This is a genomic window from Phyllobacterium sp. P30BS-XVII, assembly GCF_014138335.1.
Taxonomy (GTDB): Bacteria; Pseudomonadota; Alphaproteobacteria; order Rhizobiales; family Rhizobiaceae; genus Phyllobacterium; species Phyllobacterium meliloti.
This window is the reverse complement of sequence record NZ_JACGXO010000009.1, coordinates 116,647-130,395: the sequence shown is the minus strand read 5'-3', so window position 1 is coordinate 130,395 and position 13,749 is coordinate 116,647. Positions and strand designations below refer to the sequence as shown.

Annotated in this window: 14 protein-coding genes; all 14 read left to right on the top strand. The window is 56.3% G+C overall.

All coding sequences use genetic code 11. From position 1 onward, the window contains the following. Positions 1 to 108: 108 nt before the first annotated feature. The 14 genes from FHW17_RS21705 (at position 109) to FHW17_RS21640 (ending at position 13,730) form a co-directional block, all read left to right on the top strand. Positions 109 to 1,200 (top strand): flagellar basal body P-ring protein FlgI, encoded by a 1,092-nt coding sequence (locus tag FHW17_RS21705; RefSeq protein WP_227988541.1) that lies wholly within the window; start codon positions 109 to 111, stop codon positions 1,198 to 1,200. After that, the gene (locus FHW17_RS21700; protein ID WP_112525453.1) at positions 1,197 to 1,700 is read left to right on the top strand and encodes a MotE family protein; all 504 of its coding nucleotides are present in this window, start codon (positions 1,197 to 1,199) and stop codon (positions 1,698 to 1,700) included. Before FHW17_RS21705 ends, FHW17_RS21700 begins: the two co-directional genes overlap by 4 nt. Next, positions 1,697 to 2,410, top strand: a complete 714-nt coding sequence (gene flgH / locus FHW17_RS21695; RefSeq protein ID WP_182510811.1) for a flagellar basal body L-ring protein FlgH — start codon at positions 1,697 to 1,699, stop codon at positions 2,408 to 2,410. The genes FHW17_RS21700 and flgH overlap by 4 nt, the downstream gene beginning before the upstream one ends. Before the next feature lie 5 nt (positions 2,411 to 2,415). After that, positions 2,416 to 2,904 carry a flagellar basal body-associated FliL family protein gene (locus tag FHW17_RS21690; protein WP_182510810.1) on the top strand — a complete coding sequence of 163 codons (489 nt, stop codon included), beginning with the start codon at positions 2,416 to 2,418 and terminating at the stop codon, positions 2,902 to 2,904. Next, complete coding sequence (gene fliP / locus FHW17_RS21685; RefSeq protein WP_091885106.1) at positions 2,901 to 3,638, top strand: flagellar type III secretion system pore protein FliP; 738 nt, start codon at positions 2,901 to 2,903, stop codon at positions 3,636 to 3,638. The genes FHW17_RS21690 and fliP overlap by 4 nt, the downstream gene beginning before the upstream one ends. 168 nt (positions 3,639 to 3,806) lie before the next feature. Then, positions 3,807 to 4,757 carry a flagellin gene (locus FHW17_RS21680; RefSeq protein ID WP_091885104.1) on the top strand — a complete coding sequence of 317 codons (951 nt, stop codon included), beginning with the start codon at positions 3,807 to 3,809 and terminating at the stop codon, positions 4,755 to 4,757. Positions 4,758 to 4,882: 125 nt separating this feature from the next. Continuing rightward, positions 4,883 to 6,529 (top strand): flagellar basal-body MS-ring/collar protein FliF, encoded by a 1,647-nt coding sequence (gene fliF, locus FHW17_RS21675; protein ID WP_112525459.1) that lies wholly within the window; start codon positions 4,883 to 4,885, stop codon positions 6,527 to 6,529. A gap of 1 nt (position 6,530) precedes the next feature. Continuing rightward, positions 6,531 to 7,184, top strand: a complete 654-nt coding sequence (locus FHW17_RS21670) for a hypothetical protein (RefSeq protein ID WP_112525461.1) — start codon at positions 6,531 to 6,533, stop codon at positions 7,182 to 7,184. Next, positions 7,181 to 8,440 (top strand): MotB family protein, encoded by a 1,260-nt coding sequence (locus tag FHW17_RS21665; protein WP_112525463.1) that lies wholly within the window; start codon positions 7,181 to 7,183, stop codon positions 8,438 to 8,440. Before FHW17_RS21670 ends, FHW17_RS21665 begins: the two co-directional genes overlap by 4 nt. Beyond that, complete coding sequence (locus FHW17_RS21660; protein WP_112525465.1) at positions 8,437 to 9,648, top strand: chemotaxis protein MotC; 1,212 nt, start codon at positions 8,437 to 8,439, stop codon at positions 9,646 to 9,648. The genes FHW17_RS21665 and FHW17_RS21660 overlap by 4 nt, the downstream gene beginning before the upstream one ends. Next, positions 9,645 to 10,880, top strand: coding sequence for a flagellar hook-length control protein FliK (locus tag FHW17_RS21655; RefSeq protein WP_112525467.1), 1,236 nt, complete (start codon positions 9,645 to 9,647; stop codon positions 10,878 to 10,880). Before FHW17_RS21660 ends, FHW17_RS21655 begins: the two co-directional genes overlap by 4 nt. A 52-nt stretch (positions 10,881 to 10,932) precedes the next feature. Next, positions 10,933 to 11,403, top strand: coding sequence for a transglycosylase SLT domain-containing protein (locus FHW17_RS21650; RefSeq protein WP_246706979.1), 471 nt, complete (start codon positions 10,933 to 10,935; stop codon positions 11,401 to 11,403). Between the two features lie 239 nt (positions 11,404 to 11,642). Next, positions 11,643 to 12,314 (top strand): response regulator transcription factor, encoded by a 672-nt coding sequence (locus tag FHW17_RS21645; RefSeq protein WP_112525470.1) that lies wholly within the window; start codon positions 11,643 to 11,645, stop codon positions 12,312 to 12,314. 129 nt (positions 12,315 to 12,443) lie between these two features. Then, positions 12,444 to 13,730, top strand: a complete 1,287-nt coding sequence (locus FHW17_RS21640) for a flagellar hook protein FlgE (RefSeq protein ID WP_112525472.1) — start codon at positions 12,444 to 12,446, stop codon at positions 13,728 to 13,730. The last annotated feature ends 19 nt before the right edge of the window (positions 13,731 to 13,749 follow it).

The following is a 13,749-nucleotide window of genomic DNA, read 5'->3' as shown; positions in this document are numbered from 1 at the left end:
GCCCTGCTTGCCTTCTTTGTAACGTCCGCGCTCCACGCGGGCGAATCCTCTCCCAAAGACAAGGGTTACAAGACCGTTGGACAGGCGCAGGCCGCCTGGCAGAAAGAGGTGGATGAGGGACGCTGGGGTGGGCCGGCCTCGCCACTCGGTGATGGTGGCGCTATCGCCCGGCTCAAGGATATCGCCGCCATTCAGGGCGTGCGCGAAAACCAGCTTGTCGGTTACGGTCTCGTTATCGGGCTGAATGGCTCAGGCGACAGTCTGCGCAACGCTCCATTCACCGAGCAATCGATGCGTGCCATGCTGGATAATCTCGGCATCAGTCCGCCCGCTGGTGCTTCGCGCGCCAAGAATATTGCAGCCGTTATTGTCACTGCCAACCTGCCGCCCTTTGCCGGGCGCGGTTCGCGTATTGACGTGACAGTGTCCTCGCTTGGCGATGCGACATCGCTGTCGGGTGGCACGCTCGTGATGACACCATTGGCTGGTGCTGACGGGCAGGTCTATGCGGCGGCGCAGGGCAATATGATTGTTTCAGGGTTTACCGCTTCGGGTGATGCGGCAAAAGTTACGCAGGGCGTTCCAACCAGCGGGCGTATTCCCAATGGTGCTCTGGTTGAAAAGGAAGTTTCCGGCAATTTTGGTCAGGAGGGCGAACTCGTCGTCGAGTTGCGCCAGCCGGATTTTACAACTGTTGTTCGCATTACCGATACGATTAACGCCTTTGCCAAACGGCGCTACAACCAGCCGGTTGCCAAGGAGCGTGACGCAAAGTCCATCCGCCTGCGCAAGCCGAAGAACATGACAGCGGCCCGCTTTCTGGCTGAAATTGAAGGTCTGCCTGTTCCAACTGATGAAGTTGCCCGCGTTGTTGTCGATGAGCGCACCGGAACGGTGGTCATCGGCGAGAAAGTGCGGATATCGCGTGTTGCCATCAGTCACGGCAGCCTGTCCGTCCGCGTCACCGAGACGCCGACCGTTGTGCAGCCGGAACCCTTTAGCGATGGTGTGACGGCGGTTGAACCCAACACAGATATTCAGGTGCAGCAGACATCGAAGATTGGTGTGCTTGGCGGTACCGATCTTGAGAGCCTCGTCAAAGGTCTCAATCAGATCGGCGTAAAGCCGCAGGGTATCATCGCCATTCTTCAGGGCATCAAGACAGCGGGCGCATTGCACGCGGAGCTGGTGGTCCAATGAGCACAGGCGTGAAAATCGGTATCCTTGCCTTGGCACTTCTTGCGGTCCCGTCCTTCGGCTGGGCGCAGGATACAGCGCCCAAGGATGAGACCGGGCAGGAAATCGACCGCTATTGCACCAATATAACCGACAAGGCTGCAGATGCGCGCTATGCCATGCAGACCCGCGAGCTGGAACAGTTGCGGACAGATATTGACAGCCGTATTCAGGAACTGGAAGCCAAGCGCAAGGAATATGAGGTCTGGCTGAAACGCCGTGATGAATTCATCGACAAGGCCGAGGATTCACTTGTTGGCATCATTTCCAAAATGCGTCCGGATGCTGCTGCCGCGCAAATGGCAATGATGGGCGATGAAGCCGCCGCCGCGTTGTTGTTGAAGCTCAATCCCCGCGTCTCCAGCGTTATCCTGAATGAAATGCCGCCGGAAAAATCCTCCCGGCTTGCCCGTGTGATCGTTGGATCGCGTGTGGTCACAAATAAAGAAAGAACCGCGCAATGAAAAAAGCGGCATCCCTGCTTGCCATCGTCAGTGTTGTCATCCTTTCAGGATGTGCCGACAATTTTCGCGATTTGAACCGCGCACCACAAATGTCGCCGGTGGGTGCTGGCGTTGGCCAGACATTCAGCGTGGCCGATCCGTCCTACTACCCAACCCAGCCGCAGCCAAAACGCTATTCCCTGTGGCAGGATCGTGCGGCCGGCTTCTTCCGCGACCCACGCGCCACCAATCCGGGTGACGTGCTCACTGTTAGCATCGCGATCAACGAAGAAGCCAAGTTTGACAATAAGAACAGCCGCTCCCGCGTGGCTTCGTCAGATATTGGCGGCAAGGCTGATATCAACGGCAGCGGGTTCGAGGCGGGCAATATTGGTGGCGATCTCAACCTTAAATCCGATAGCCGCACCAAGGGAGAAGGCAAGATCGAACGGTCCGAGAAGATCGTGCTGAAGGTCGCGGCTATCGTCACCAATATTCTGCCGAACGGCAATCTGGTGATCCGGGGTTCACAGGAAGTGCGCGTCAATTACGAGCTGCGTGTGCTGAATGTCGCTGGTGTCGTGCGCCCGCGCGACATTTCAGGCGACAACGTCATTTCTTACGAGAAGATTGCCGAAGCGCGCATCTCCTATGGCGGTCGTGGCCGTCAGAGTGAAACACAACAACCCGCCTGGGGCCAGCAGGTCCTCGACACCGTGTCGCCGATCTGAATGATATGAGCACGCTCGCCGAAGACACAACACCCCAACCAAAAGCACCGTCCAGCATGGCGCTGATTGCTGCGGTGGTGGTGCTGACCCTGATCGCGGCGGCTGGTGGCTGGTTTCTTGGCTCACAGCTGGGGCTGAACGTACCTACAGGGCAAAGCGCTGCATCTGGCGACAAATCCCGTCCCGCATCCGCAGACATGCCATCCGGCACTGTCGTTGCGCTCAAGCCGATCCTCACCAACGTGAAAATCCCGCAGGATGTCTGGATCAGGCTGGAAGCAGGCGTTGTGGCAAAACCCGGCGAGAAAGTCTCCGACGAACTTGCAGCCACGATTGCCGGTGATTTCATGGCGTTCCTGCGAACCGTAAACCTCATGCAATTGCGCGGGGCGGCTGGGCTTGAATATCTGCGTATGGATCTGCAGGAGAGGGCGCGCATGCGCTCCGAGGGCAAGGTCGAGAAAGTCTATATCTGGGCATTGGTGATGGAATGAAACGACGTCTGCTGACGCCCTTGCTGCTGCTTGTTCTTGGCGGAACCGCCATGGCACAAACACCTTCGCTCCTCGATGGGTTGATCCCGCAGGGCAGCGCTTCCACCAGTGGCCAGATCATCCAGATGCTGGCAGTGCTGACGGTGCTTTCCATTGCGCCCGGCATTCTGATCATGGCGACAAGCTTTACCCGCTTTGCCATTGCCTTTTCCATGTTACGCGCGGGCCTCGGTTTGCAGACAACGCCTGCCAATCTTGTCATGATCAGCCTTGCATTGTTCATGACGTTCTACGTCATGGCTCCGGTGTTTGACCGGGCATGGCAAAATGGTGTGCAGCCGCTGGTCAACAACCAGATCACGCAAGACGTGGCCATTCGCGAGATCACCACGCCGTTCCGCGAATTCATGCTGCGGCAGGTGCGTGACAAGGATTTGCGGCTGTTCGAAGACTTGGCGGACGAATCTTTCCGCACCAAGGCCAATGAGGCCGTCGATATGCGTATCCTCGTTCCGGCATTCATGATTTCCGAATTGCGCCGCGGCTTCGAAATCGGCTTTCTGATCGTTCTGCCATTTCTGGTGATTGATCTGATCGTTGCCACGCTCACCATGTCCATGGGTATGATGATGTTGCCGCCGACAGTGCTGTCCTTGCCGTTCAAAATTCTGTTTTTCGTGCTGATCGATGGCTGGAATATTCTGGTTGGCAGCCTGATACGCTCGTTTTCGTAACCATGCAGAAAAAATTAATCCTGAACGTTATTGAAACTGTAACACTTACGTCGTAGTCCTAACGTCCATAACAGGTGACCGCTTCGGTTACAGGCATCATGCCGCTCTGTTAAGTCGGTTTTAATCCGACATGTCCCCATCACATGTATCTTTTTATAGGGGCTTTCCATGTCCAGCATTCTTACCAATGCGTCAGCAATGACTGCACTCCAGACTCTGTCTGTTACCAACAAGAATCTTGCTACTACACAGAACCGTATTGCTACGGGCCTGAAGATTTCCGAAGCTTCTGACAACGCCGCTTATTGGTCGATTGCTACAACCATGCGCTCAGACAATGGTGCAAACTCCGTTATTCAGGACGCTCTCGGTCTCGGCAGCGGCAAGGTTGATACCGCCTATGCTGCCTTGAACAAGGCAATTGACTCGGTCAACACGATCAAGAACCTGGTCCTGTCTTCCAAGAACGCCAGCGTCGACGACCGCAAGAAGAACCAGGAAGCGATCAATGCTGCGATCAGCGCCCTGAAGGAAAATGCAGGCGCTTCTTACGCCGGCTCCAACCTTCTCAGCACTGACTCAACCAATGATGCTGTTCCTGCAACTGCAAACTTCAGCGTCGTTGCTTCGTACAACCGCAATGCGACTACCGGTGCAGTTACAACCGGATCGATCGACGTTGCTCTGAAGAACACCCGCCTGATCGATACGCTTGCAACAGGCAAGACCGGCATTCTCGATAAGGAATTCGCCGTAACGCCAGCTGCAACCGGTGCAACCACCACTCAGACTTCGATCCTGACGATCGACGTTTCCGGTGCGACCATCGACAACAAGGCGCTCGACGATATCCTGACTGGTGTTGAAGCTGCTGTTAAGGGCCTTGCTTCCGGTGCTTCGCAGCTCGGTGCCGCCAAGAGCCGTATCGACACACAGAAGTCCTTCATCAGTGCCCTGTCCGACGCCGTTGATCGCGGTATCGGCTCGCTCGTCGATGCTGACATGAACAAGGAATCGGCTCGTCTGTCGGCTCTGCAGGTTCAGCAGCAGCTCGGCGTTCAGGCGCTGTCGATTGCCAATGCAAGCAACCAGAGCATCCAGCAGCTGTTCCGCGGCTAAGGGTGACGATCCTTCGGGATCAATTCTGACTTGGGCCACGCCTCGTGCGTGGCCTTTTTCATTGGGGCTAACTTCGCGCAAGCTTCGACCTCTATGGTCGGATGACGCAAGCGTGGTGGGCATTAATGGAAAAGAATATCAGACAGTCTTTCGGGCAGTTTCTGGACGCCATGAAGAAGCTGGGTGCAAGGCGGCTCGTCGGGCTCGCCATTATCGGCATTACACTGTTCAGCGCGATTCTTATTTCCAGTATTTATCTCAATCGCCCGCAATATGAGACGCTCTATGTCGGCCTCAGCCGCGATGATGTGAACCGCATGGGCATGGCGCTGGGTGAAGCAGGTATACCGTTTGATGTGAAGTCTGACGGAACGTCAGTGCTTGTGCCTTTCGGCAAGGCGGATCAGGCCCGTATGTATCTGGCTGAGAAAGGTCTGCCCACCAGCAACAATGCCGGCTACGAGCTTTTTGATAATATGGGTTCGCTCGGTTTGACCTCGTTCATGCAGGAAATCACCCGGGTGCGCGCCTTGGAAGGCGAGATTTCCCGGACCATTCAGGCAATCCGTGGCATCAAGGCAGCGCGTGTTCATATCGTTCTTCCCGAGAAGGGCAGTTTCCGCCGTGGCGATCAGGCGCCGTCCGCTTCCGTAGTGATCCGCACCGAAGGCGGGTTCTCGATGGAATCGGCACAGTCCATCCGCCAGCTAGTCGCCGCTGCCGTTCCGCAGCTCACACCATCCGAAGTTACCGTGCTTGATACGAATGGCCGCCTGCTCGCATCGAAGGATGATGGCTCCAATGCCGGTGCAGTCATGTCGGCAACGCTGGAACAGAATGTGTCGTCTTCCGTCGATGACAATATCCGCAAAGCACTTGCGCCCTATCTGGGCATTGGTCATTTCCAGACCAGCGTTCAGGTGGCGCTTGATACGGATAAGCGCCAGACAAATGAGACCGTCTTCGATCCGGAATCGCGCGTAGAACGTTCTGTGCGTGTTGTGCGTGAGAGTGGCGATTCGAAGAACTCAAAGAGCGATAATGCCACGGGTGTCGAACAGAATATTCCGCAGGAAGAAATCCAGAGCAAGAACGGTGATAGCTCCACCGAAAAAACCGACAAGCGTGAGGAACTGACCAATTACGAGGTCAATTCCAAGACGATTTCGACCGTCAGCGATAGTTACCAGATCAAGCGCCTGTCGATTGCCGTTGTCATCGATCAGGCCCGCCTGTTGGCCACGGCAGGCGTAACGCCCGTGCCTGACAAGTTCGTCGAACAGCAGATCGCCAAGATCACCGAGCTGGTGGCAACCGCCGCTGGTCTTGACCAGAAGCGTGGGGATGTCATCACCGTGACCGCGCTGAACTTCATGGAAGCAACCGATGAGCAGTTGCAACCAGCCGCCACGCCGCTATCGGAGACGATTTTCCGGCAGGCGGGCAGCTTCGTCAATGCGGCGGCGCTGATCGTTGCTGTCGGTCTGATCCTGTGGTTTGGCGTGCGCCCGCTGATGCGTGAAATGGCCAAGCCTCAGGATGCGTTGCAATTGGTCGCGGGTACGGATGTTGCCGTGCCTGACTTCACCGCAACGTCACGCCCGCAGCCGACCTTGGCAACCAATTCGGACCAGAGCTTGCCCTATGACGATCTGAGCGAGCTTCGGCGGCGCATGCGCGTTCCGGCGCAGAACCGTTTGGAACAGATGATCGAGATGGATGAAGAGCGTGTCGCGGCGATCCTGAAACAGTGGGTTCACGAGGCAGCTTGATATGGCACGATCTATCGCCAGCGTGCTTACAGATTTCACGCCGAAACATGTGCCGGATGAACGGATTACCGTCTTTGCGGCAGCCACGCGCGAACGCGCCGAACTGTTTGATGGCGATGCTGCGCCTGAGGATGTTGTCGAACTCATCAATATCGAGCTGAAAATCAAGGAAACCTTCGAACTTGGCCGCGCCGAGGGTCAGTCCGAAGCCTCCGTGCTCTTTGAGGCTGAAAAGTTGCGGCTGGAGCGCGATTTTCTGGAGCAATTGGCGGCGGCGGAAGCCGAGTTCATGCAGCGCATCGGCGACCGCATGTTCGAACAGCTGGAAGAGGGGCTTACGGCTGTGTCGGCGCAGCTCTCCAGCAATCTTGCAACTGTACTTGCACCACTGGTTGAAAAGAATTTGCGTGAACGTGCGATCACCGGCTTCACAACCGAAATCGAGCGCCTGACCAAGGGGCTTGAAGGGGTGATGATTGACATATCAGGCCCGGCACATCTGATCGATCCGCTGCGCAATCGGCCCGGTATCGATTTGATGCGGTTCTCCGTCACGCAGTCCGACCAATCGGAACTGTCGATGAAGCTCGATGATGTGGTTGTGGAGACGCGGCTGGGCCGTCTGATTGATGCGGTGAAGGATACAACCCGATGAATATTGATCCGGAAACCCGCCGTGAAATCATTATCGTTCGGCGTGGCCGCAATGATGGTGAAGACAGCCACCATGGTGGTGTCTGGAAGATTGCCTATGCGGATTTCATGACCGCGATGATGGCTTTCTTTCTGGTTATGTGGCTCATCAATGCGGCCAACGAAGAAACAAAGGCGGCGGTGGCGAGCTATTTCAATCCGGTCAAACTGATGGACAGGCAGGCAAGGCCCAAGGGCATCGAAGCCACCGACAATCAGGAAGGCAAGGTACGTTTCGAGCGGCCCAATTCCACCGATGCGGAAACGAAGAGCGCCCGCAACGAAAAGGATCAGCAATCCAAACCGGAGACGGAAGAGCGGCAGATTTTCAAAGACCCCTATGCCGTCCTTGCGGAGATTGCCACGGATTCCGGTGTCTTGCAGAACCGGTCTGCCAAGGGTGAAGGCGGTTCAAGTGCAGCAGGCCCATCGACGGGTGCCGAGGGCGGAGATGCCTATCGCGATCCTTTCAACCCAAACTATTGGTCAACCCATGTGGAAGACGATCTTTTCCCGCTGACCGACAGTCCCGCCGTCCCGCCGCCTTCACAGGAGCAGCTGGAAAAGCGTGTGGCAGGCATTGAAGCCAAGGCCGAGGCACAACAGGGACCCGCTGAGTCAAAGACACCCGATGCTGCAAATGCCAAGCAGCAGGCGGAACAGCAGAAGGTTGAAAACGCGTCAGCCAAGCCTGTTGAAACCGCCGTCGCCGTTACTCCGGCAAAGGGCGATCAACAACCAGATGCGGCGCAGGTTGCATCAGCGCGCGAACTTGCGGCAGAGATTTCCCAGAAGACGGGTGCTGCGGCTGATGAAAAGACGCCTGACATTACGGTGGTTCCCACTGACGAGGGCGTGATGATCCAGCTGACTGACAAGGTTGATTACGGCATGTTTGCCATCGGATCGGCAAAGCCCGACAAGCGCGTCGTGCAGGTGCTGGATCAGATTGGCAAGATCATCGCCACCCGCAAGGGTGAAGTCATCATCAGCGGCCACACGGATGCGCGTCCTTTCAAGAGCGATAGCTATGACAATTGGCGCCTGTCATCGGCACGCGCCCATATGGCCTATTACATGCTGACGCGAGGCGGACTTGATGCCAAGCGCATCCTGCGTGTGGAAGGTTATGCGGATCGCGATCCCAAAGTTCCTGCTGATCCCTATGCGGCGCAGAACCGGCGTATCGATATCTTTCTGAAAACGGCCAAGAGATGATGAAGGGCTTTCGTTTGCGATGGCTGCTGATCGGATTTATGGGCTTGCCGCTTGGCATTGCCCATGCCGATATGCCATCGCCGGAACCCTATCTGCTGGTGCGCTCGATGCGCATGCTGCAGGATCAGGTTGCCTCGGGAAAGCCGGAAGCCCTTCCCATGCTCAACCGGGTTCTGGGCCATATTGCCGGGCAGCTTGAAGCGGCCAGTCCTGATGTGTGGCAGAAGCCTGCCAATGCCTATGCCATCCTGATCTATCTCCTCAATGGCGGTAATCCGCAGGTTGTTCGCAATATCCTCACAACCACGAAACTTGATAGTATCAGCCCCAAGCTTGTCGCCGGTTCGCTTGCTTATGCGGATGGCAATCCTCTTGGCATTGTCGATAACTTCAGCGGCGAGTTGCCGCCGGATATACCGAGCGAACTCGTTGCGTCGATCTCGCTTGTTACGGCGGCCCAGCTTGCGGCCATTGATGCACCGACAGCCCTGAAGCGTCTTGACTTTATTCGGCTCACCGCACCGGGCACTTTGCTTGAGGAAGCGGCGCTCCGGCGCGGCTTGATGATGGCGGCCAATCTTGGTGACAAGGAAAAGGTGAAGCTGCTCGCACGCAACTATCTGCAGCGTTTTGCCCTGTCGCCCTATTCGGAGGATTTCTTCCGGCAACTGGTCGATGCGGTCATGGTGCTCAAGGGCAAGATCAGCAATGACGAGATCGAAGAAATAGCTTCGTTGGCGTGGACCGGCGCTCGCCTGCCGTTTTATCTGCGTATCGCGCGCGGTGCGATTGTTGTTGGTGATATGCCGCGCGCCCGCTTCATGTCGGAGAAAGCCAAGGCCTTGGCGCAGTCAATCAAGACTGACGATACACAGGCTCAGCTTTATCTTGGCATCAGCAATGTTGGCACCGACAAGACCACGGATGCCGTCAAAATGTTGTCCGAATTGCCGAAAGACCGGCTGCATGAACGCGATCTGAAGCTCCTGGAAGCAGCAACGGCCATGGGCGGTCGGATTTTGGAGCAGCCTTCCGTCGTACCGGGGGAAACACCGCAGAAGAGCGTCGTGAAAGCGGGCGCTGCGACGACGGATATAAAGGTGAAGGTCGATACGCCGAAGTCTGAGGTAACGATTGATCCGATGATCGATGAGACACGCAAGAAACTCGACGCCATAGACGCGCTTCTAGGGAAGGCCAAGAAATGACCATCGGACCTGATATGCCTCTCAGATCGCTGCAAGACGCTATTGTCGGGGATACCGGCAAGGGGCATCGCCTTCCTGATAAAAAGAATGCCAAGGGCAAGGACGATGCGCCTGATTTCAAATCCATGCTGGCGGCAAAACCGCTGCGCTTGCCAACGGAGGCTGGTGCCGCGATCACCGATGATGATGTTTCTGAAATCAGCGATGGACCAGAGACGAAAAAGGATAAGGAACAGGCAAATGCCGGGCCATCGGTACAGGCACTGTTCGGCCAGTCCATTCTCGCTCTTGAACAGCTTTTGGACAGACAGAAACCGGCAGACAGTGAGCAGGCACCGCATCAGGCCAAATCCGTTCGGGTGCTGGATGTTGATCCGAAGCTGATTGAAGATGATCTTGAGGAATCCAAGGGAAGTATTGACGAGCAACCAGTCAACACCCTGCCAGAGACCGACAGGAAGGCGTCGACAGATGCTCTCCAAAAACCTGATGCAAAGGTCGCGGCAAATGCCGAGACGAAGGCGGAACCTGTCAAACCAGATATTCCACAGCCTGCCTCAGTCGAGGCTGAATCCACTGATACTGGTGCGCCCAAGTCCCGCACCAATGCAAAGCAAGCGGCTGAACAGGTCGCGCCGCCAGTGATCAATAATACGCCGTCGGCAGCGTCACCTGCGCCACCTGTTGAGACCCGCCTCAACACCGCCGCTCCCGCCACTGCTGCACCAGTACCACAGAACCGCCAGCCCATTGCCGATGTCCAGATCATCTCGGATCACAGCACGGGCGCTGCAAGAACGCTTGTGATCCAGTTGCAGCCAATCGAACTCGGCACGGTTACTGCACGCCTGCGCCTGACCGGAGAGGGCATGCATATCCAGCTCATGGCGGAGAGCAAGGCGGCGGCAGAGCATCTTGCGAGGGATCACGAAGCCCTTGGCAAGGCGTTGCAGAGGGCAGGGGTTGCTGATGATACATCGGCAGTTACCATCTCTGTTGTCGATCGCAGCAGCCTTGTAGCCAATACCCAGTCGAGCCAGCAAAGCACGACAGGGCAGGACCAGCAGACGGGCGGCAGAGCCGGTGGCCAAGCCAATTCCGGCTCACAGGGGATGCAGGGCGACCGCTCTTCCGGCCAACAGCATTTTGGAGACAGCAGAGCCGATGAGCGTGATGACAGGACTGCAAAAATCACGCCGGATCGCACTCTTTCTCGCGGCTTGGTTGTGTAGCGGCCTGTTTGCCGCGCAGGCCGTTCGCGCCGACAATCTTTGCGAACGGGAAATGCACCGTGCATCGAGCAAATATAACATCCCGATCGGCATTCTCTATGCCGTTGGACTGACCGAAACCGGGCGAAAGGAGTCGCTGCAACCCTATGCCATGAACATCGAAGGCAAGGCGGTTTTCATGCCGTCAGCGGCGGCTGCTCTAGCAAAATTTAACGAAGCGCAGGGGCAGGGCGCCAAGCTGATTGATCTCGGGTGCATGCAGATCAATCACTACTTTCACGCCAGCGCATTCCCTTCCGTGGGCGCAATGCTGGACCCTGCAAGCAACGTGGATTATGCGGCGCGTTTTCTCAAACAACTCCGGGCGCGGGAGGGCAACTGGACCATGGCCGTAGCACGCTATCATGCAGGCCCCAACAACGACCCGGCACAGAAGCAATATGTTTGCCGGGTAATGGAAAATATGGTGGCTTCCGGCTTCGGAAACTGGACACAAAAAGCGCGAATGTTTTGCGATAAGTGAAGGCGTTAATGATCAGTAATAAAACGTGAATTTGTTAGCTTGGTCATCTTTGGTTAAGATGTAGCCGGTAAACATTTGAGCGTGCGAGTCGTACCTCCGCTCGATGCCCATTCCCCACCCGAAATCACTATTTCAGACTCCCAATAAATTGCGGCCAATTTGTTGGGGATTGTCGGCGAGTCACTCACCCCGCTACGTGTGTGTTCAGTGGGGTTTTTACTGATTCGGAAGGTGGGGTCGTGATTGTAGTCGTCGACGAACGAAGTCTGGTGACGAGTGGGTATTCTGCGTGGTTCGCCCGTGAGGGCATAACAACAACAGGGTTCGCTCCCGATGATTTCGGCGACTGGGTTTCTACCGTCCAGCAGAGCGATATTATGGCAGTGGAAGCGTTTCTCATAGGGGAATGTGCCAACCGCAGCCAGTTTCCCCACAAGATTCGTGAGCGCTGCTCGGCACCGGTTATCGCCGTCAACGACACGCAGTCGCTTGAACACACGCTTGAACTGTTCCAGGCGGGTGTCGACGATGTGGTCCGCAAGCCAATGCATGTGCGCGAAATTCTGGCTCGTATCAATGCCATCCGCCGCCGTTACGGCAATGGCGATGTCGGCACGCAGGTGGGTCCCATCCGCGTCTTTTCCGATGGCCGCGATCCGCAGGTTAATGGTGTTGAATTCTCGCTGCCGCGCCGCGAGCGCCGCATTCTGGAATACCTTATTGCCAATCGTGGCCGCCGTCTGAACAAGGCGCAAATTTTTAGCGCGATCTACGGCATTTTCGACAGCGAAGTCGAGGAAAGTGTTGTCGAGAGCCACATCAGCAAGCTTCGCAAGAAGCTGCGGGAACAGCTTGGTCACGATCCCATCGATTCCAAGCGTTTCCTTGGCTACTGCATCAATCTCGATTGACGCGCTGAACCGCTCCGCTGCTGGCGGGGCGGGCCCGATAAAGATCTCACAAAGCATTCAAAGCGTCAGGTTCACGCAAGCATCGCAGGGTTACGATCCTGAACGGAATCATGGCGCAAGGAGACGGAAATGAGCCTCTATGGAATGATGCGGACGGGTGTATCGGGCATGAATGCCCAGGCCAACCGTCTGTCGACTGTATCCGACAATATCGCGAATTCCAGCACCACAGGCTACAAGCGGGCAAGCACGCAGTTTGCTTCGCTGGTTCTGCCAAGCTCCGGCGGCGCCTATAATTCCGGCGGCGTGGAAACGGTCGTTCGCCATCATATTTCTGACGACGGTTCGCTGCGCTTCACCACATCTTCGACCGACCTTGCGCTCAAGGGCAACGGTTTCTTCGTCGTTAATGATAGAAATGGCACACCGTATCTGACACGCGCCGGCTCCTTCGTTCCCGATGCGCAGGGCAATCTTGTCAATGCCGCCGGGTACTACCTGATGGGCAATCCGATTGTGAATGGCCAGACGAATGCTGTTATCAATGGCTATCAGGGTCTGGAGAAGATCAATATCAAGCAGAATGACCTCGTTGCCGATCCAAGCCGCAAGGGGACATTCACCGCAAATCTTCCTGCCGGTTCAGCCGTTATTGCGGCGGCAGACCTGCCGTCAAATGCGGCGGCCAACACGGCTGGAACAGCAAAATACACAGCCAAGACGTCGCTGCAGAGTTTCGACAATCTCGGCAATCTGGTGGTTCTCGACGTCTACTTTACCAAGACGGGCGAAGATCCGGCCACCAAGAACGCCACCTGGGAAGCGACCGTTTACAACAAGGCCGATGCATCAGCCAGTGGAGGCTTTCCTTATTCCAAGCCTGCAATGAAGACTGAAACCTACAATTTCGATGGTGTGACCGGAAAGCTGACATCCACCGACAAGTCGCTTTCGGTTCAGATTCCCAATGGTCAGTTGCTTGAGATTGATCTGTCCGCGACCAAGCAGCTTGCGGGTGACTTTACGCCGATCGAAGCGAAGATTGACGGCAGCACGCCGAGCCCTATCGACAATGTTGATATTGCTGCCGACGGCACAGTCGTTGCCCGCTACAAGAACGGCGCGCAGCGCGCCATCTATCAGATCGCACTGGCGGATGTTCCAAGTCCCGACAAGCTTCTGGTTCTGTCGGGCAATGTTTATTCGACCAGCGCGGAATCCGGTGATGTTCAGTTTGGCAAGCCCGGCAAGGGCAGCTTCGGCACGCTGACTTCGGGCGCGCTGGAGGAATCCAACGCGGACATCGCGCAGGAACTGACTGAGATGATTGAAGCGCAAAGAAGCTACACGGCCAATTCCAAGGTCTTCCAGACCGGTGCGGATTTGATGGACGTGCTGGTGAATCTGAAAAGGTAATACTCCAAATGGTGATTGG

Excerpts from the sequence above, each read along its gene's own strand:
- FHW17_RS21700 (WP_112525453.1), top strand. The coding sequence starts at position 1,197 with ATGAGCACAGGCGTGAAAATCGGTATCCTTGCCTTGGCACTTCTTGCG.
- flgH (WP_182510811.1), top strand. The coding sequence starts at position 1,697 with ATGAAAAAAGCGGCATCCCTGCTTGCCATCGTCAGTGTTGTCATCCTT.
- FHW17_RS21690 (WP_182510810.1), top strand. The coding sequence starts at position 2,416 with ATGAGCACGCTCGCCGAAGACACAACACCCCAACCAAAAGCACCGTCC.
- fliP (WP_091885106.1), top strand. The coding sequence starts at position 2,901 with ATGAAACGACGTCTGCTGACGCCCTTGCTGCTGCTTGTTCTTGGCGGA.
- FHW17_RS21680 (WP_091885104.1), top strand. The coding sequence starts at position 3,807 with ATGTCCAGCATTCTTACCAATGCGTCAGCAATGACTGCACTCCAGACT.
- fliF (WP_112525459.1), top strand. The coding sequence starts at position 4,883 with ATGGAAAAGAATATCAGACAGTCTTTCGGGCAGTTTCTGGACGCCATG.
- FHW17_RS21670 (WP_112525461.1), top strand. The coding sequence starts at position 6,531 with ATGGCACGATCTATCGCCAGCGTGCTTACAGATTTCACGCCGAAACAT.
- FHW17_RS21665 (WP_112525463.1), top strand. The coding sequence starts at position 7,181 with ATGAATATTGATCCGGAAACCCGCCGTGAAATCATTATCGTTCGGCGT.
- FHW17_RS21660 (WP_112525465.1), top strand. The coding sequence starts at position 8,437 with ATGATGAAGGGCTTTCGTTTGCGATGGCTGCTGATCGGATTTATGGGC.
- FHW17_RS21655 (WP_112525467.1), top strand. The coding sequence starts at position 9,645 with ATGACCATCGGACCTGATATGCCTCTCAGATCGCTGCAAGACGCTATT.
- FHW17_RS21650 (WP_246706979.1), top strand. The coding sequence starts at position 10,933 with ATGCACCGTGCATCGAGCAAATATAACATCCCGATCGGCATTCTCTAT.
- FHW17_RS21640 (WP_112525472.1), top strand. The coding sequence starts at position 12,444 with ATGAGCCTCTATGGAATGATGCGGACGGGTGTATCGGGCATGAATGCC.